Below are 16,267 nucleotides of genomic sequence, written 5' to 3'. Positions count from 1 at the left end.
AGGTCATTGTTATGATACAATGGTGGCAAATTTTACTTCTCACTTTGTACTCAGCTTATCAAATCTGTGATGAGTTGACAATCGTTTCATCTGCAGGTTCCCCTGTATTCGCTGGTTTCATTACTGGTTTGATCATGGGAGATGTGACAACTGGTTTGTTTATCGGTGGTAGCTTGCAGTTGTTCGTTCTCGGGGTTGGTACCTTCGGTGGTGCTTCTCGTATCGACGCAACTTCTGGTGCGGTTCTTGCAACAGCATTCTCTATCTCTCAAGGTATTGATACAGATCTTGCGATCACAACAATCGCTGTACCAGTAGCAGCACTTTTGACATACTTCGACGTTCTTGGACGTATGACTACTACTTTCTTTGCACACCGTATTGATGCTGCAATCGAACGCTTTGACTACAAAGGTATCGAGCGCAACTACCTACTTGGTGCAGTGCCTTGGGCTCTTTCTCGTGCCCTTCCAGTATTCTTCGCTCTTGCTTTTGGTGGTGCTTTCGTACAATCAGTAGTAGACCTAGTTAAAGAATATCAATGGGTTGCAGACGGTTTGACACTTGCAGGTCGTATGCTTCCAGGTCTTGGATTCGCAATCTTGCTTCGTTACCTTCCAGTTAAACGTAACCTTCACTACCTTGCAATGGGATTCGGTTTGACAGCTATGTTGACTGTTCTTTACTCATATGTAACAGGTCTTGGTGGAGCTGTTGCGGGTATCCTTGGTACTCTTCCTGCTGATGTTGCTGAAAAGATTGGCTTTGCTAACAACTTCAAAGGTTTGTCTATGATCGGTGTTTCTATCGTAGGTATCTTCCTTGCAGTTGTTCACTTTAAGAACAGCCAAAAAGTAGCTGTAGCAGCACCTTCTACACCATCAGAAAGTGGGGAAATCGAAGATGACGAATTCTAATTACAAACTTACAAAAGAAGATTTTAATCAAATCAACAAACGTAGCTTGTTTACTTTCCAATTAGGTTGGAACTACGAACGTATGCAAGCTTCTGGTTACCTTTACATGATCTTGCCTCAATTGCGTAAAATGTATGGGGATGGAACTCCTGAATTGAAAGAAATGATGAAAGTTCATACTCAATTCTTCAATACTTCTCCATTCTTCCACACTATTATCGCTGGTTTTGACCTTGCCATGGAAGAAAAAGATGGTGTGGGTTCAAAAGATGCCGTTAACGGTATCAAGACAGGTTTGATGGGACCATTTGCTCCTCTTGGAGATACAATCTTTGGTTCACTTGTACCTGCTATCATGGGATCTATCGCAGCAACTATGGCTATCGCAGGCCAACCATGGGGTATCTTCCTTTGGATCGCAGTTGCAGTTGCTTATGACATCTTCCGTTGGAAACAATTGGAATTTGCCTACAAAGAAGGGGTTAACCTTATCAACAACATGCAAAGTACTTTGACAGCTTTGATTGATGCTGCTTCTGTACTTGGTGTCTTCATGATGGGTGCTCTTGTAGCAACAATGATTAACTTTGAGATTTCTTACAAATTGCCAATTGGTGAAAAGATGATTGACTTCCAAGACATCTTGAACTCAATCTTCCCACGCTTGCTTCCAGCAATCTTTACTGCCTTTATCTTCTGGTTGCTTGGTAAGAAAGGTATGAACTCTACTAAAGCGATCGGTATCATTATCGTTCTTGCAGTAGGACTTTCATTCATCGGTAAATTCTTGCTTGGAATGGGCGCATAATTTATGAGTAAATCATTAATTTTGGTGAGTCATGGTCGTTTCTGTGAAGAACTTAAAGGTAGCACAGAAATGATCATGGGTCCACAGGCCAACATTCATGCGGTGGCTCTTCTTCCAGAAGATGGTCCAGAAGAATTTACTGCAAAATTTGAAGCTGCTATCGAAGGATTGGATGATTTCCTAGTCTTTGCGGACCTTCTCGGTGGTACACCATGTAACGTGGTAAGCCGTTTGATCATGGAAGGTCGCGACATTGAACTCTACGCAGGGATGAATCTTCCAATGGTGATTGAATTTATCAATGCGAGCCTTACAGGTGCAGATGCGGACTACAAGAGCCGTGCTGCAGAAAGCATTGTAAAAGTCAACGATTTGTTAGCGGGCTTCGATGATGACGAAGATGAATAAGATGTGACTTAGAGCATCTTGTATAGAATATAAATGGGAATGGGAGTCACTCCCATTCCCATATTTTCAATAGGAATGAAACAACAATAGATTAGAGGAACTCTATGCTAAATTACACAAAAGAAGAATTACTTGAACTGGGTGCAGAAATCACGACTCGTGAGATCTACCAACAGCCTGATGTATGGAAAGAGGCTTTTGAAGCCTATCAAGCAAAACGAGAAGAAATTGCAGCATTTCTGCAAGGAATTGCGGATAAGCATGATTATATCAAGGTCATCTTGACAGGTGCGGGGACTTCTGCTTATGTAGGAGATACCTTGGTACCATACTTTAAGGAAGTCTATGACGAACGCAAATGGAACTTCAATGCCATTGCGACAACAGATATCGTTGCCAATCCAGAAACTTATCTGAAAAAAGATGTGGCGACTGTCCTTGTTTCCTTTGCTCGTAGTGGGAATTCACCTGAAAGTGTGGCGACTGTTGATTTGGCTAAAGCCTTGGTGGACGACCTCTATCAAGTGACCATTACATGTGCTGCAGAAGGGAAATTAGCTCTTCAAGCTCATGGTGATGACCGCAATCTTTTGCTCTTGCAACCAGCCGCTTCCAATGACGCTGGATTTGCCATGACTTCTAGCTTTACGTCCATGATGTTGACAGCTCTCTTGGTCTTTGATCCTACAGAATTTGCTGTGAAAGCTGAACGTTTTGATGTTGTGACGAGCCTTGCGCGTAAGGTTCTAGAAAATGCAGCAGATGTTAAAGAGCTGGTTGACCTCGACTTTAACCGTGTTATCTACCTGGGCGCTGGTCCTTTCTTTGGACTTGCTCATGAAGCTCAGCTCAAGATTTTGGAATTAACAGCAGGTCAAGTGGCGACCATGTATGAAAGCCCAGTTGGCTTCCGTCACGGTCCAAAATCATTGATCAACGAAGATACAGTTGTTTTGGTCTTTGGCACAACGACAGACTACACTCGCAAGTACGACTTGGACTTGGTTCGTGAAGTGGCTGGTGACCAGATTGCTCGTCGTGTTGTGCTCTTGAGTGATCAAGCTTTTGGTCTTGAAAATGTCAAAGAAGTAGCCCTTGGTTGTGGCGGTGTCTTGAACGATATCTACCGTGTCTTCCCTTACATCGTTTATGCTCAACTCTTTGCCCTATTGACTTCACTCAAGGTAGAAAATAAACCAGATACACCGTCTCCTACTGGTACCGTAAACCGTGTGGTACAAGGTGTGATCATTCATGACTATCAAAAATAAGGAAGTGTCTATGAGTAAATTACAATTAAGTCCCAATAAAGTAGCCTGCTTACAAAAACTCTCTGACGAGAATGGAATCATCTCAGCTCTTGCCTTTGACCAACGTGGTGCTTTGAAACGCCTCATGGCTCAATATCAAACAGAGGAGCCAACAGTGGCTCAAATGGAAGAACTCAAAGTCTTGGTAGCAGATGAATTGACCAAATACGCATCTTCTATGCTTCTTGACCCAGAGTATGGACTTCCAGCTACAAAAGCGCTTGATCCAAAAGCTGGCCTTCTCCTCGCTTATGAGAAAACTGGCTACGACACAACTAGCACCAAACGCTTGCCTGACTGCTTGGATGTTTGGTCTGCCAAACGCATCAAGGAACAAGGCGCTGACGCTGTCAAGTTCTTGCTTTACTATGATGTAGACAGTTCTGACGAACTCAACCAAGAAAAACAAGCCTACATCGAACGCATCGGTTCAGAGTGTGTGGCAGAAGACATTCCTTTCTTTCTTGAAATCTTGGCTTACGATGAAAAAATCGCTGACGCTGGCTCTGCAGAATACGCAAAAGTGAAACCACATAAGGTTATCGATGCCATGAAGGTCTTCTCAGACCCACGCTTTAACATCGATGTTTTGAAAGTGGAAGTTCCAGTCAACGTCAAATACGTTGAAGGCTTTGGTGATGGTGAAATCGTTCATACACGCGAAGAAGCAGCAACCTTCTTCAAAGCACAAGATGAAGCAACTAACTTGCCATACATCTACTTGAGTGCGGGAGTGTCGGCTAAACTCTTCCAAGAAACCCTTGTCTTTGCCCACGAATCAGGCGCAAACTTCAACGGTGTTCTTTGCGGACGTGCAACATGGGCTGGATCAGTTGAAGCCTACATCAAAGACGGTGAAGCAGCAGCTCGTGAGTGGTTGCGTACAACAGGATTTGAGAACATTGACGAACTCAACAAGGTTCTTCAAACAACAGCGACTTCATGGACTGAACGTGTAGAAGCATAAAACAAGAATAGAAGAATTCCCTTTTGTTAAGAAGATACTTAAGGTTTTCTGACAAAGGATTCTGAAAATAGAAACTACAACCATAGATGGTGAATACACTCTCTATGGTTTGTTTACTTAAGAGAAATGGATCAAAGGAGAGAAGAATGAAAGCATACACAGAGCGTGTATTTGGAAATCATGAGGGCAAGGATGTCTTAGCCTATCGCTTTGAGACTGACGGCGGCTACCAGCTTGAAGTTATGACTTATGGTGCGACTATTTTGCGCTATGTCACACCTGACAAGACTGGTAATTTTGCCAATGTTATCTTAGGCTTTGATGATTTTGCTAGCTATGTAGGCAATAGTCCCAAGCATGGAGCAAGTGTAGGTCCTGTAGCGGGCCGTATTGCAGGTGCGACATTTGAGCTCAATGGCAAGACCTATGACCTTGAAGTCAACAATGCTAGCAACTGTAACCACAGTGGTTCAACAGGTTGGGATGCGAGCTTGTTTGAATTGGTCGAGGTGAGCGACCATGGCTTGACCCTCTACACAGAGCGTACAGACGGGACAGGGGGATTTCCTGGTAATCTCAAGATCTGGATCAGCTATCACTTGGAAGAAACTGGTGCCTACGAAGTCAGCTATAAGGTGACAACCGATCAGGACACGCTTGTCAATCCAACTAATCACAGTTACTTCAACTTGTCTGGTGATTTCACACAGACAATTGACCGCCATGTCTTTCAGCTAAATACGGAGGGCATTTACCCAATCGCTCCAGACGGTGTTCCAGCTAAGACTCCAGATGCTACTCGTGATGTGGTTAAACACATCTATAATGGTGCTTTGCTCAAGGATATCTTTGCAGAGGACGATGAGCAAATCCAGCTGGTATCTGGTTTGGATCACCCATTTGCTCTTCCTACAGGTCATGACAATGCTGGTTTCCTTTATGACCAAAACTCAGGTCGCTTCCTACTTTTCAAGACAGAGGCCCCTTGCTTTGTGGTCTACACAGCAAACTTTGTGGATGAGAGTGTGCTCATAGCTGGTCAGCCAATGGTGCAGCACAATGGGATTGCCCTTGAAGCGCAGGCCTTACCAGATGCCATTCACAGCGACCTCAAAGACCAAGTCATTCTCAAAGCAGGTCAAACCTTCACCAGCAAAACTCGTTACGAGCTTGTTGTAAAATAAAAAGAAGAGCTGGTTTCCAGCTCTTTTGAGTTGTCTTCGTTGACATTTTATCTCATTAGTGTATAACTGGTGTAATTGATAAAGTTACAACAAACAAAAGGAGACGCCCTATGACTTATGCATACCAAAGCCACATTTACCTAGCAGAGGCGGTTTTAAATGTCAAGGATTTGACGAGTCAAACGACTTTTTATCACCAGATTATTGGCTTGGAGATTTTATCCCAAACAGAGACAGAAGCGATTTTGGGACTTGGTAGAAAAGCCTTGGTCCACTTGATTGCGACAGAAAAAGCTGGGGAAGTAAGGGAGCATTATGGGCTCTACCATCTGGCGATTTTGTTGCCGACACGAAAAGCCTTGGCAGATGTCTTGAAGCACCTAAGTGACTTGCGGATTCCTCTGGTTGGGGGTGCAGATCATGGATACAGCGAGGTTATTTATCTAGAGGATTTGGAAGGAAATGGCATTGAACTTTACCGTGATAAGCCAGTTTCTTCATGGGATATTCGAGAAGATGGTCGTATTATTGGTGTGACCGAGGCTCTTGCGGCACAGGACATCTATGAGTTGGGGGAAAAGGCAGAGCCCTTTTTCCTAGCCAAAGGGACGAGAATGGGACATATCCATCTATCGGTTAAGGATAGCCACGCGGCAAGTCAGTTTTATCAAAAGGTGTTGGGGCTGGAAGATAAATTTAGTATTCCTAGTGCTAGTTGGATAGCGGCAGGTCAGTACCATCACCACCTGGCTGTCAACGAATGGGCTGGAAAAGGTCTGGCTCCGCGTGAGCAAGGCTTGCCAGGCTTGGCCTACTACGCCCTTGAGGTCGAAAGCAAGGAAGAACTCTTGAACATCGTTAAGCAAGCACAAGAGCTAGAAGCTCCGATCAAGTGGTTACATTCGAGTGAAGTGGATCTTGTAGACCCAGACGGGATTGTGGCACGCATTCGCTTGGCACGATGAGACGAGGAAAATACGTCATTTATTTTAGAGACATAGAAAAAGGCGGACAAGCTCGTATTCTGTTTTTAGAATAGAGACTTGTTCGCTTTTTATGGAATGATAAAGAGTGAAACCATTATAGCCAAACTGTAAAGGTAATCACCTGTTTTTTGTAGCTGACAAAGATTTTTCCTCTTTGTAGTTTGTAGCAGCTTTTTCTATATCTTGGACAAAGGTCTGCAAGATAGTGGGTAAGTAGGCTTCGCAAGGGCCGTAGATAGAGTTCATAGGCTGGTCCATTCTAAGAATGACTCGTATTGCTACGAGCATAGATTCTAATAGTATTTGTCATTCTATTATACCATGAAAGCGATAGCAGGGTAAGATTCTATAGATAAAGAGGGAACGAGAACTTTGACAAAGGAGTCCATTAGAGATATAATGAAGAAAAAGTGACCAAGGATAAATCAATGACAAACTCAAAGTATATTACACGGCTTAAACGCTCAGAAGGCCAGTTACGTGGTATCCAAAAAATGATAGAAGAAGAGCGTGATTGTGCAGATATCATTACTCAGTTGACAGCGGTTCGTTCGAGTGTGGAGCGCGTGATTGAGATGATCATTACCGAGAATCTCACAGCCTGCATCAACCAACCACTAGACGACCCTGAAGCTCAAAAAGAACGCTTGGAAAAGGCTGTTCAATACCTTATCAAACGAAAATAGTAGTTCTCTATGTGATAGAACAAGATAAGAAAGTGGATCACAGGAGGGAAAGATGACAAAAGAAGAACGAGCAGAAAAATGGTTTCAGAGTGTTCCTGAAGCAGAAGCTATTCCTATACAAACCAAAATGGAGATCTGTAGTCAGGCAGCGAAGCGAATGGCGTTTATCTGGATTGTACTACTTGGTGTGGAATGCTTGTCCCTATTCTGGATCACTAGAGGAGAACTGTTCAATCAAGTAGCGGACTTTCTAAATCAGCTATCAGAAGGGAGTCCCACAAAAAATCGATATAAGGGTCTCGCACTTGCAGGGACTCTTATTTGTCTGCCTGTCTTGATTTTGCCTAGCGTTGTTGTCCATTTCTTTAGACAAGGTTGGATTCGAAAAGAAGCTGAAAAGGTAGTCAAAGTGATGACCCCTGTTACAAGTGATCAGCCTTATCTAGATGGAGATGAGGGAGCAGATTTTGCGAGTATTTCCGGAAGAATCTTTGCGGATTGGGTGCTAGATGATGGTGAGAAGGAACAAAATGGCTTTGAACTTGAGGAAGTATGGCAGCAACTGGCAGCTGTACAAGATGGTGATAGGGATTTTCTCATTTTAATACCTCAGCAACCAGTTAAACTAGAGGGGAGTCAGCTTGTATTGGATTTTGTACAGGTTTGTCAGGATGAAGATTCGGACGGTTTTCATTTTGAGATCAGTGTTACTGATGCTGAACGGATCGACGAGAATGTAATCTACGAAAAAAATGGGCTGAGCAAGAAAGAAACTCAAGACATGCTTCGGGCATATTTGGAGAACAGAGTCACATCAGAGCTAGAAGACTGGGAAATTGTACTAGATATGCGGACAGATGAGCAGAAAAATATCGCAATCTATCAGGAAATAACCCAATTGCTAACAGATGATAGTGAGGTACGATCTCGTTTGACCTCCTGTTTTGAATCACCGAAAGCCTATTTCAAGCAGTATGCAGAGAGATATGACGAGCGGGGCATAGGCGAAGAAGTCGATGAAGCTACGATAAAATGGTTTGCTATTGCTGATGAACTACTTGCTGTGGATGCAGTGATTGAGTTAGACTGGAAGACAGATAAGGAAGAATTCTTGTACCAACTAGAGCCTCTGGCAGCTAAACAAACTCTTGATTTGGAGGAGAATTGGTTCGACGAGGATGATGACATCCCTACCTGGTGTAAAATATTGGACGAAAGATGGGCTGGACACGATTTCTGTCTTGCTTGTATGGATATTAATAGTGATAGTTATCTGCTATTTATCTGCAAGAGGGATATTCTGGAAAAATTAGTCACCTTGAGTCACACAATCAATCAGCGTTTCGGCTATGCAAAAAATATGTAATTGCTAGTGTATTTCAAGGAGGGAGTTCAAGATGATTTTTGCATTTAAGGATGCACCCAACACAGCCTGTATAGTTTGTCACCATGTCTTGGCTGGGAAAAATCCGATCACCTTTATCTCCCACGATGAAGAGGATGGCATGTGGCAATTTTTGTGTTCAGAAGACCACACTGGAGAGGATGCACGCCTCATTTCCCTAGCTGAAGCATTTAAACTAGACGCATCTATCGGACAAGTCGCGGATATACCTTGTGGCTATGCGGTGGAAAGAAAAGATATGCTTGCTGGCTGGAAATCATGCCCATCTTAACAGTTGGGGCTCCGTCTAAGATAACTTGTATGAAAATGAAAGAAACCTAGAGATGCTTGGATATAAATTGGAAGAAAACCCATTTTTTTGGTATAATTAAAGGTAGTAAGACAAGTTGAAGGAGGCCAGCAAATGGAAGCATACGAAAAAGTAGTAGAGATGCTAAATGAGCTAGATATTCCTTTTGAAATCGTGGAGCACGAGCCAGCCGACAGTTTTATCGAAGGAATCGAAGATGTCCGTACCAAGACCATGTTTCTCACCAACAAAAAGAAAACAGCCTATTATCTCGTGATTATGGATGATAAGAAACGTTTGGATATGGACCTCTTGAAAGACTTGGTAGGAGCCAATAGAATCCGTATGGCTTCCTCTGAGAGCTTGTTTGAAAAAATGATGTTACCAGCAGGTGTAGTATCTCCATTTGGCTTGCTGAACAATACTGACAAGGACATTCAAGTTTATTTCGACAAAGAAATCATGTCTGAAAAACGGATGAGTTTCCACCCCAATACCAACGAGAAAACCCTCTTTTTGGATACCGTAGATTTGCTTCGTTTTTTAGAAGCGATTGGTTACGAGTTCCATATCATTGAGTTGTAAAAACGAAAAAACCGATTAAGAAATTTAATCGGTTTTTTGCTTATTCTACTTGACCAGGCCAAGCATTCATACCACCTTCTACATTGGTAACGGTGAGACCTTGGGCGCTGAGGAATTGACAGGCAGAGGCAGAACGCACTCCTCCTTGGCAGATGACATGGTATTCATGGTCAGGATTGAGTTCTTTGTAGCCTTGCTCCAAGGTACTTAACGGAAGATTTTTGGCACCTGATGCATGTCCTGCTTGGAATTCATGTACTTCACGGACATCGATAAGATCTAGGTTTTCATTTTGATATTTTTCATAAAAGTCAGCCATGCTGATATTAGTTACCATATTCTACTCCTTCTGGGTTAGCCATTTTGTATAGTGAATAAGCGCCGTCAAGGTTTTGGACGGTAAATCCTGCTTGCTTGAGGATACGCTCTGCGATATAGCTACGTAAACCGCTGTGGCAGCTAACGATGTAGGCTTGATTCTTGTCCAGTTCGTCCAAGCGTTCCCGTAGTTCGTTTAGAGGGATGTGGATAGTATCGACTCTGAGTCGACCACTCTGGAATTCGCCACTTGTCCGTACATCTAGGAATTTCTTTCCCTTAGCCAGTTCGTCTTCTAGTTGGTACCACTGGATATTGTCGCTGAGACCTTCGATAAGGTTCAAGGCTGCGTAGCCCAGCATATTGACGGGATCCTTGGCAGAGCCAAATGGCGGGGCATAGGTGAACTCCAATTCTGGTAAGTCAAAGACGGTGAGATTTCCCTTGATAGCAGTTGCCAGGATATCGATTCGCTTGTCAACACCTTTCTTCCCAACTCCTTGGGCACCATAGATTTTTCCAGTGGTTGGGTCAAAGAGAAGTTTCAAGGTCATATCAGTAGCGCCTGGATAATAACCAGCGTGGTCTTTTCCGCCGACATGAAGCGCCTTGTAAGGAAGTTGATTCATGCTAAGGATACGTTCGCTGAGACCAGTCGAAGCAGCTGTCATATCAAAAGCACGAACGATAGCAGTGCCGATACTGCCCTTGTTGGTACGACCGAGTCCTGCGATGACGTCCGCTACTTGGCGTCCCTGACGATTGGCAGGAGAAGCTAGAGAGATGAGAGCGTCTTGGCCCGTAATCTCTTGCTTGACGACGATGGCATCGCCAACTGCAAAAATATCTTTTTGACTGGTTTCATAATGTTCATCGACCAAGATTCCACCACGAAGTCCCAGTTCAATCCCCGCAGCTTTTGCCAGTCCGTTTTCAGGTTCAACACCGACAGAAAGGATGGTGAGGTCAGAAGCGATCTTTTGACCGTTTTCGAGAACGATGATTTTTCCTTGGTCTTCAAATCGAGTCGCAGACTGAGAAGTGATAACGCGAACGCTGTTTTTAACCAATTCTGCTTGGACAAAGGCTGCCATTTCTTGATCTAATGGTGGCAAGACATGGGGTGCTTTCTCAATGATGGTAACTTGCAATCCACGTTTCGCAAGGTTTTCAGCCATTTCAAGCCCGATAAAGCCTGCACCGATAACGACAGCTTCTTTTGGATGATTGTCCAAGGCAGCCATAATCTCGTCAAGATCAGGAACATTGCGGAGCGTGTAGGCATTCTTAGCTTCTGCCAAACCTTCAATGGTAGGGACAAATGGTTTAGCTCCCGGAGAGAGAATCAGCTTGTCATAGCTTTTTGTTAATTCCTGTCCATCGTGTCGCACTGTCACAGTGTGTTCTTCTGGCGAAATCTGGACGACCTCGTGAAATGGTCGCACATCGAGATTAAAACGTGCCCTGAGACTTTCAGGAGTTTGGATCAATAAACTATCACGGTTTGCAATTTCTCCTGAAACATAGTAAGGAAGTCCGCAATTTGCAAAGGAAACAAAGGGACCTTTCTCAAAAATAGTGATCTCAGCGTCTTCCATGAGACGTCTGAGACGGGTTGCTGCTGACATACCGCCTGCAACTCCCCCGACAATGATAATTTTCATTGACTTTCTCCTTTATGCTTCTAGATGACTTTACCTGTCCAAGCGCTCATACCGCCTCGGACATTGATGACATCGTAGCCTTTTTTCTTAAGCTTTTTCGCAGCTAGTTTGCTTCGTACACCAGAATGACAAATGACATAGAGTGTTTCTTTTGTCGCTGGTGTGTAAGAACCGATTTCCGTTAAAGGAACATTTTTGGCATTTTTGATATGACCTCTACGGAATTCCATAGGCGTCCGAACATCCAGTAGCTGAATCGGTTCCTTAAGTTTAGCTTCTAACTCGCTGGTAGAAATACTGTCAATTTTTGTAAATAATAAGTGAAACATAGGCACCTCCACATATACCCTTATGGGGTATATTAAACCATGAAGTCAAGCTTTTGTCAAGCAAGTTGTTTTGACTTAGGAGAGGGATTCGTTTCGAGAGTCTAGAAAGCAGGCCATTCTTGACCTTTCGGAGGCTTTTTGATATGATGGGGCCAAAGTAAGTATGAGGTGATAAGATGGCTAGCGAATACCAGAAAATGATAGCAGGGGAGCCTTACCGTCCGTCGGACCCAGAATTACGGGTCTTGGCGCAGGCTTCTCGCCAAAAACAGGCTGCCTTTAACAAGGAAGAGGATCCCTTGAAGGGAGCTGAAATCATCAAGACTTGGTTTGGCTCAACTGGGCAAAATCTCTATGTCAATCCACGTCTGGTGGTCGATTATGGGGTCAATATCCATCTAGGGGAAAATTTTTATTCTAATTGGAACTTGACCATGCTGGATGTTTGTCCGATTCGCATTGGGAACAACGCTATGCTTGGCCCCAACTGTCAGTTTTTAACCCCACTCCATCCACTGGATCCGCATGAACGCAATTCAGGGGTCGAATACGGCAAGCCCATCACCATTGGAGATAATTTCTGGGCTGGAGGTGGGGTTATTGTCCTTTCTGGGGTGACATTAGGAAATAACGTGGTGGCAGGAGCGGGGGCCGTGATTACCAAGTCCTTTGGAGACAATGTCGTCCTAGCTGGCAATCCTGCGCGTGTTATCAAGGAAATCCAAGTAAAAGAAAACTAAAAAGAACAGCCTGGGCTGTTCTTTTTATGAGCTTTAGTCTTATAAATTTTTCTTCTTTTTGGCTTTCTTGGTCAAGGAGATATCGCACTGGGGAATCTTGGTTTAAAAAATCTATTAAAGGTATTTTAGCGTTCAAAAATTGTTTTTAGCAGTCCTTTCTAAAAATTACTAGGCGAAATCTAATCCAAACTAAATTTAAGGAAACTTTCAGAAAAGTTTTAGTTTCGTTTCAGGAATCTTCTGTAGACTGTCTAGCTATATCATACGAAGGAGAGGAAAAAGGTATGAAATCAAAAAAATGGACCCTACTCGCAACGAGTTTAACGGCAATGGTGCTGATGGCAGCATGTGCCCAGTCAACAACTACATCCAATACCAATGCAACGACAAATAGTGCCACAACAACTGCAACAAAGACAAATCAATTATCCTATTTTACAGAGAAGGACAATGATACTTCTTATGACGAAAGCACAGCTTCTAAGATTGAACTATCTGGCTTATCAGCAAACGTCTCTGGAGATGGGGTGACAGTCTCTGAATCAACCGTGACCATCGCAAAATCTGGAACCTATGTGATTTCAGGTCAGTCTGACGGAGTGCAGATCAAGGTCGAGGCAGATGAGTCGGCAGATGTTCATCTAGTCCTAAAAGGTGCGACCATGACCAATGCCAATGCAGCAATTTCTGCGACATCAGCCGGTCATGTCTATCTGACTTTGGCAGAAGGAACCACCAACAGTCTCTCTGACTCAAGCTCCAACAGCGACGAAAAAGCTGATGCAGCTTTCTTTTCTAAGGTGGATTTGACCATCAACGGGAAAGGAACTCTCAATGTAGATGGCAAGAAGAACAACGGTATCAAGGCTAATGACACTCTCCACATCACGGGCGGAACCTATAACATCACAGCAGTTGGCGATGCCTTTAATGTCAATGATGAACTCAACATCACTGGTACGACTATGACCATCGATGCCAAAGAAGATGGCATCCACGCATCAGGTGATTTGGTTATCGATAGTGGTACCTACAACGTCAAGAATTCGACAGAAGGACTTGAAGGTAAGTCAATCACTATCAACGGTGGGGACATTACCATCTATTCGACAGATGATGGAGTCAATGCAGCTAATAAAAATGCCCAACAGAGTGAAATCTTCTTCACTATGAACGGTGGGAACCTGACAGTAGAAGTCGGTCAAGGAGACACAGACCCAATCGACTCAAACGGGAACGTGACGGTCACAGGCGGAACCATTAAAATGACTGGTCAAACAGGTTTTGACTTTGATGGGACAGCGACCTACACAGGTGGAGATATCTATCTAAATGGTGAAAAACAAACGGAAATCGTCAACTCTATGCCTGGTGGCGGTGGACCAAATGGAGGCCCTCAAGGCGGCGGTCCAGCCCCTGGCGGACAAGGATAAAAAAGAATCTCCTTTCTCGAAAGAGAAGGGAGAGTTTTTGTGTTTGAGAGATGGATTGTAGCTAAAACAACTCCCAATTAGGTCTTGAAAATTTCTTAGTCTGTTTCATATAAAAATGAGTAAAATGAATTTCCATCGCCAAGGTCATTAGAGTTGCGATAGCAATGACGATGGTAGGATTGGCTGAGAAAAGTAGAGGAAGAATAGCCCTTTAAAAAGTGGACAGGAAAGACCATTTCGGAGTATAGAGAGGAAGTTCAAAAACATTTTTAGAAATAAGACATGTGCATCATAAACATCAGATACGAATCTGGTGTTTTATTTTTTTAAAGAATTTAACCCTTTCTCTTGACAAGTGAGTGATTACTCACTATAATAGCTTCTGTGATTTAAAAAGTGAGTACCCACTCACCTAGGAGGAAGCATATGAAAAAATTGCTACATTTACAAGATTTAGTAAAATCTTTTGACCAACAAATAGTTCTGAATCATGTCAGCTTTGAATTGCAGCTAGGAGAAATTATAGGATTAATTGGTCCGTCTGGTGCTGGTAAATCAACTATGATTAAGACTACGTTAGGAATGGAAAAGGCTGATGGAGGCCTAGCTTTAGTGTTAAATCACACTATGCCCAATCGTCATATTTTAGGAGATATTGGCTATATGGCCCAATCAGATGCTTTATACGAGTCCTTGTCTGGTCAAGAAAATCTGGAATTTTTTGGTCAGCTAAAGGGGCTTTCTAAAAAAGACCTAAAGGCGGAAATTGCTCATATAGCTCAAGTAGTAGATCTGACAGACTACTTAAACAAGGCGGTATCCGGTTATTCTGGAGGAATGAAGCGACGCTTGTCTTTAGCCATCGCGCTTCTGGGGAATCCTCAGCTCTTGATTTTGGACGAACCGACAGTTGGAATCGACCCTTCTCTTCGGAAGAAAATCTGGAAAGAATTATTCGCGCTTAGAGACAATGGGGTTGGGATATTAGTTACTACCCATGTTATGGATGAAGCAGAGTTAACGGATAAGGTCGGCTTATTATTAGGTGGAAAAATCATTGCTTTTGATACACCGCAACACTTAAAAGAAAGTTATCAAGTTTCAAGTATTGAAGAAGTATTTTTGAAAGCAGAAGGAGAGTAAGATGAGAACCATTGCTATTGCTAAAAAAGTTATCAAAGAATTGCTTCGTGACAAACGAACCTTGGCTATGATGTTTGTAGCGCCGGTATTTATTATGTGGCTGATGAACCTCATGTTTTCAGCTAGTACAACCGTGAATGTCAAGTTAGCGACACAAGATCTACCAACTGGTTTGATAACGAAAATGGATGAGCTTGATCATGTGGACATCGAGACTTATCAAGACTTAGATCAGGCCAAAGAAGCGCTAGCAAATGAAAAAGTCGATGCTGTGATTTCTTATAAAGACGGTGAGTATCAGGTCGACTACGCAAATACAGATGCCTCCAAGACATCTATGATACGACAAGTGTTACGAACAAGTATCGCCAGTGAAGGCACCGATCAGTTACTATCTCGTGTCAAACAAGCTCTTCCACAATTGGACTCGGACGCAAAAACACCAGAAATCAAGGAGTCTTATCAGTATGGAGATGAAAATACAAGCTTCTTTACCAGTATGATTCCGGTTTTGATAGGTTTTGTAGTTTTCTTCTTTGTCTTTTTGATTTCAGGTATGGCGCTTTTGAAAGAGCGCACCAGTGGAACACTAGAACGTTTGTTAGCAACACCAGTGAAACGATCTGAAATCGTCTATGGCTATATGTTGTCTTACGGTATTATTGCGATTTTTCAAACGGCAGTTGTCGTCTTAGCAGCAATTTGGCTACTAGATGTAGAAGTTGTAGGAAGTATTTTAAATGTTATAATAGTTAATGTGGTACTGGCTCTTGTAGCACTAGCTTTTGGAATTCTCTTGTCTACTCTAGCAAAATCAGAATTCCAAATGATGCAATTTATTCCTCTCGTGATTATGCCCCAACTTTTTTTCTCAGGAATTATTCCATTGTCATCCATGGGAGAATGGGCTCTAACTGTGGGGAAATTTTTGCCATTAACCTATTCTGGTGATGCAATAAGCCAGATTATTCTTTACGGGCACAATCTTGGTGATATTTTGCCAAATCTTGGTGTTTTAATGATTTTCTTGATCATTTTAACAATTCTCAATATTGTTGGATTACGTCGTTATCGTAAAGTTTAGAAATCAACATA

At 42.9% G+C, this 16,267-nt stretch carries 18 protein-coding genes and 1 pseudogene; 15 read left to right on the top strand and 4 right to left on the bottom strand.

The genetic code is table 11. From position 1 onward, the window contains the following. Positions 1-11: 11 nt before the first annotated feature. The 11 genes from D8804_RS04710 to D8804_RS04655 all read left to right on the top strand — a co-directional run bounded on the left by D8804_RS04710 (position 12) and on the right by D8804_RS04655 (position 9,545). The gene (locus D8804_RS04710; protein WP_084851753.1) at positions 12-917 is read left to right on the top strand and encodes a PTS mannose/fructose/sorbose/N-acetylgalactosamine transporter subunit IIC; all 906 of its coding nucleotides are present in this window, start codon (positions 12-14) and stop codon (positions 915-917) included. Continuing rightward, a complete protein-coding gene (locus D8804_RS04705) occupies positions 904-1,725 on the top strand; it encodes a PTS system mannose/fructose/sorbose family transporter subunit IID (RefSeq protein ID WP_000185287.1) in 822 nt (273 codons plus the stop codon). The genes D8804_RS04710 and D8804_RS04705 overlap by 14 nt, the downstream gene beginning before the upstream one ends. 3 nt (positions 1,726-1,728) lie before the next feature. Continuing rightward, entirely contained in the window at positions 1,729-2,133 is a 405-nt protein-coding gene (locus tag D8804_RS04700) for a PTS sugar transporter subunit IIA (RefSeq protein WP_125398991.1), read from the top strand. Between the two features lie 104 nt (positions 2,134-2,237). Further along, the gene (locus tag D8804_RS04695) at positions 2,238-3,404 is read left to right on the top strand and encodes an SIS domain-containing protein (protein ID WP_084945510.1); all 1,167 of its coding nucleotides are present in this window, start codon (positions 2,238-2,240) and stop codon (positions 3,402-3,404) included. A gap of 10 nt (positions 3,405-3,414) precedes the next feature. Further along, positions 3,415-4,410: a tagatose-bisphosphate aldolase gene (lacD, locus tag D8804_RS04690; protein ID WP_125398990.1), complete on the top strand. Its 996-nt coding sequence runs from the start codon at positions 3,415-3,417 to the stop codon at positions 4,408-4,410. Between the two features lie 146 nt (positions 4,411-4,556). After that, positions 4,557-5,594, top strand: a complete 1,038-nt coding sequence (locus tag D8804_RS04685) for an aldose epimerase family protein (RefSeq protein WP_125398989.1) — start codon at positions 4,557-4,559, stop codon at positions 5,592-5,594. 110 nt (positions 5,595-5,704) lie between these two features. Next, complete coding sequence (locus D8804_RS04680) at positions 5,705-6,559, top strand: VOC family protein (protein WP_125398988.1); 855 nt, start codon at positions 5,705-5,707, stop codon at positions 6,557-6,559. Positions 6,560-7,008: 449 nt separating this feature from the next. After that, positions 7,009-7,266 carry a metal-sensitive transcriptional regulator gene (locus tag D8804_RS04670; RefSeq protein WP_000185163.1) on the top strand — a complete coding sequence of 86 codons (258 nt, stop codon included), beginning with the start codon at positions 7,009-7,011 and terminating at the stop codon, positions 7,264-7,266. Between the two features lie 52 nt (positions 7,267-7,318). After that, complete coding sequence (locus D8804_RS04665; protein ID WP_125398987.1) at positions 7,319-8,632, top strand: DUF6630 family protein; 1,314 nt, start codon at positions 7,319-7,321, stop codon at positions 8,630-8,632. A gap of 31 nt (positions 8,633-8,663) precedes the next feature. Continuing rightward, on the top strand, positions 8,664-8,942 hold the full coding sequence (locus D8804_RS04660) for a hypothetical protein (protein ID WP_125398986.1): 279 nt from the start codon (positions 8,664-8,666) through the stop codon (positions 8,940-8,942). 132 nt (positions 8,943-9,074) lie between these two features. Beyond that, the gene (locus D8804_RS04655) at positions 9,075-9,545 is read left to right on the top strand and encodes a prolyl-tRNA synthetase associated domain-containing protein (protein WP_125398985.1); all 471 of its coding nucleotides are present in this window, start codon (positions 9,075-9,077) and stop codon (positions 9,543-9,545) included. A gap of 40 nt (positions 9,546-9,585) precedes the next feature. On the opposite strand, the gene D8804_RS04650 is transcribed toward D8804_RS04655, so the two are convergent. Genes D8804_RS04650 through D8804_RS04640 form a run of 3 tightly spaced genes read right to left on the bottom strand, consistent with a single transcriptional unit; the run spans position 9,586 to position 11,856 of the window. Further along, complete coding sequence (locus D8804_RS04650) at positions 9,586-9,882, bottom strand: rhodanese-like domain-containing protein (protein WP_125398984.1); 297 nt, start codon at positions 9,880-9,882, stop codon at positions 9,586-9,588. Then, on the bottom strand, positions 9,872-11,527 hold the full coding sequence (locus D8804_RS04645) for an FAD-dependent oxidoreductase (protein WP_125398983.1): 1,656 nt from the start codon (positions 11,525-11,527) through the stop codon (positions 9,872-9,874). Before D8804_RS04645 ends, D8804_RS04650 begins: the two co-directional genes overlap by 11 nt. 20 nt (positions 11,528-11,547) lie before the next feature. Continuing rightward, positions 11,548-11,856: a rhodanese-like domain-containing protein gene (locus tag D8804_RS04640; protein ID WP_000468869.1), complete on the bottom strand. Its 309-nt coding sequence runs from the start codon at positions 11,854-11,856 to the stop codon at positions 11,548-11,550. A gap of 176 nt (positions 11,857-12,032) precedes the next feature. Here D8804_RS04640 and D8804_RS04635 point away from each other — a divergent pair, with 176 nt between their 5' ends. Together D8804_RS04635 and D8804_RS04630 are read left to right on the top strand one after the other, a co-directional pair. Beyond that, positions 12,033-12,596 carry a sugar O-acetyltransferase gene (locus tag D8804_RS04635; protein ID WP_042901942.1) on the top strand — a complete coding sequence of 188 codons (564 nt, stop codon included), beginning with the start codon at positions 12,033-12,035 and terminating at the stop codon, positions 12,594-12,596. A gap of 284 nt (positions 12,597-12,880) precedes the next feature. Next, complete coding sequence (locus tag D8804_RS04630) at positions 12,881-14,029, top strand: carbohydrate-binding domain-containing protein (protein ID WP_042901943.1); 1,149 nt, start codon at positions 12,881-12,883, stop codon at positions 14,027-14,029. A gap of 61 nt (positions 14,030-14,090) precedes the next feature. Here the strand turns inward: D8804_RS04630 and D8804_RS10455 are convergent. Continuing rightward, positions 14,091-14,225, bottom strand: a pseudogene (locus D8804_RS10455) (low temperature requirement protein A); the annotation flags it as partial. Between the two features lie 230 nt (positions 14,226-14,455). Between D8804_RS10455 and D8804_RS04615 the strand changes: the two are divergent. Together D8804_RS04615 and D8804_RS04610 are read left to right on the top strand one after the other, a co-directional pair. Beyond that, complete coding sequence (locus tag D8804_RS04615; RefSeq protein ID WP_000734676.1) at positions 14,456-15,172, top strand: ABC transporter ATP-binding protein; 717 nt, start codon at positions 14,456-14,458, stop codon at positions 15,170-15,172. A gap of 1 nt (position 15,173) precedes the next feature. Further along, entirely contained in the window at positions 15,174-16,256 is a 1,083-nt protein-coding gene (locus D8804_RS04610; RefSeq protein WP_001259056.1) for an ABC transporter permease, read from the top strand. Positions 16,257-16,267: the final 11 nt, after the last annotated feature.

Origin of the sequence: Streptococcus oralis (assembly GCF_003944215.1) — a bacterium.
Taxonomy (GTDB): Bacteria; Bacillota; Bacilli; order Lactobacillales; family Streptococcaceae; genus Streptococcus; species Streptococcus oralis_BI.
The sequence above is the reverse complement of the archived record's forward strand: the minus strand, read 5'-3'. Positions and strand labels throughout refer to the sequence as shown.

Excerpts from the sequence above, each read along its gene's own strand:
- lacD (WP_125398990.1), top strand. The coding sequence starts at position 3,415 with ATGAGTAAATTACAATTAAGTCCCAATAAAGTAGCCTGCTTACAAAAA.
- D8804_RS04710 (WP_084851753.1), top strand. The coding sequence starts at position 12 with ATGATACAATGGTGGCAAATTTTACTTCTCACTTTGTACTCAGCTTAT.
- D8804_RS04615 (WP_000734676.1), top strand. The coding sequence starts at position 14,456 with ATGAAAAAATTGCTACATTTACAAGATTTAGTAAAATCTTTTGACCAA.
- D8804_RS04665 (WP_125398987.1), top strand. The coding sequence starts at position 7,319 with ATGACAAAAGAAGAACGAGCAGAAAAATGGTTTCAGAGTGTTCCTGAA.
- D8804_RS04640 (WP_000468869.1), bottom strand. The coding sequence starts at position 11,856 with ATGTTTCACTTATTATTTACAAAAATTGACAGTATTTCTACCAGCGAG.
- D8804_RS04685 (WP_125398989.1), top strand. The coding sequence starts at position 4,557 with ATGAAAGCATACACAGAGCGTGTATTTGGAAATCATGAGGGCAAGGAT.
- D8804_RS04650 (WP_125398984.1), bottom strand. The coding sequence starts at position 9,882 with ATGGTAACTAATATCAGCATGGCTGACTTTTATGAAAAATATCAAAAT.
- D8804_RS04700 (WP_125398991.1), top strand. The coding sequence starts at position 1,729 with ATGAGTAAATCATTAATTTTGGTGAGTCATGGTCGTTTCTGTGAAGAA.
- D8804_RS04645 (WP_125398983.1), bottom strand. The coding sequence starts at position 11,527 with ATGAAAATTATCATTGTCGGGGGAGTTGCAGGCGGTATGTCAGCAGCA.
- D8804_RS04660 (WP_125398986.1), top strand. The coding sequence starts at position 8,664 with ATGATTTTTGCATTTAAGGATGCACCCAACACAGCCTGTATAGTTTGT.
- D8804_RS04635 (WP_042901942.1), top strand. The coding sequence starts at position 12,033 with ATGGCTAGCGAATACCAGAAAATGATAGCAGGGGAGCCTTACCGTCCG.
- D8804_RS04630 (WP_042901943.1), top strand. The coding sequence starts at position 12,881 with ATGAAATCAAAAAAATGGACCCTACTCGCAACGAGTTTAACGGCAATG.
- D8804_RS04705 (WP_000185287.1), top strand. The coding sequence starts at position 904 with ATGACGAATTCTAATTACAAACTTACAAAAGAAGATTTTAATCAAATC.
- D8804_RS04610 (WP_001259056.1), top strand. The coding sequence starts at position 15,174 with ATGAGAACCATTGCTATTGCTAAAAAAGTTATCAAAGAATTGCTTCGT.
- D8804_RS04655 (WP_125398985.1), top strand. The coding sequence starts at position 9,075 with ATGGAAGCATACGAAAAAGTAGTAGAGATGCTAAATGAGCTAGATATT.
- D8804_RS04670 (WP_000185163.1), top strand. The coding sequence starts at position 7,009 with ATGACAAACTCAAAGTATATTACACGGCTTAAACGCTCAGAAGGCCAG.
- D8804_RS04680 (WP_125398988.1), top strand. The coding sequence starts at position 5,705 with ATGACTTATGCATACCAAAGCCACATTTACCTAGCAGAGGCGGTTTTA.
- D8804_RS04695 (WP_084945510.1), top strand. The coding sequence starts at position 2,238 with ATGCTAAATTACACAAAAGAAGAATTACTTGAACTGGGTGCAGAAATC.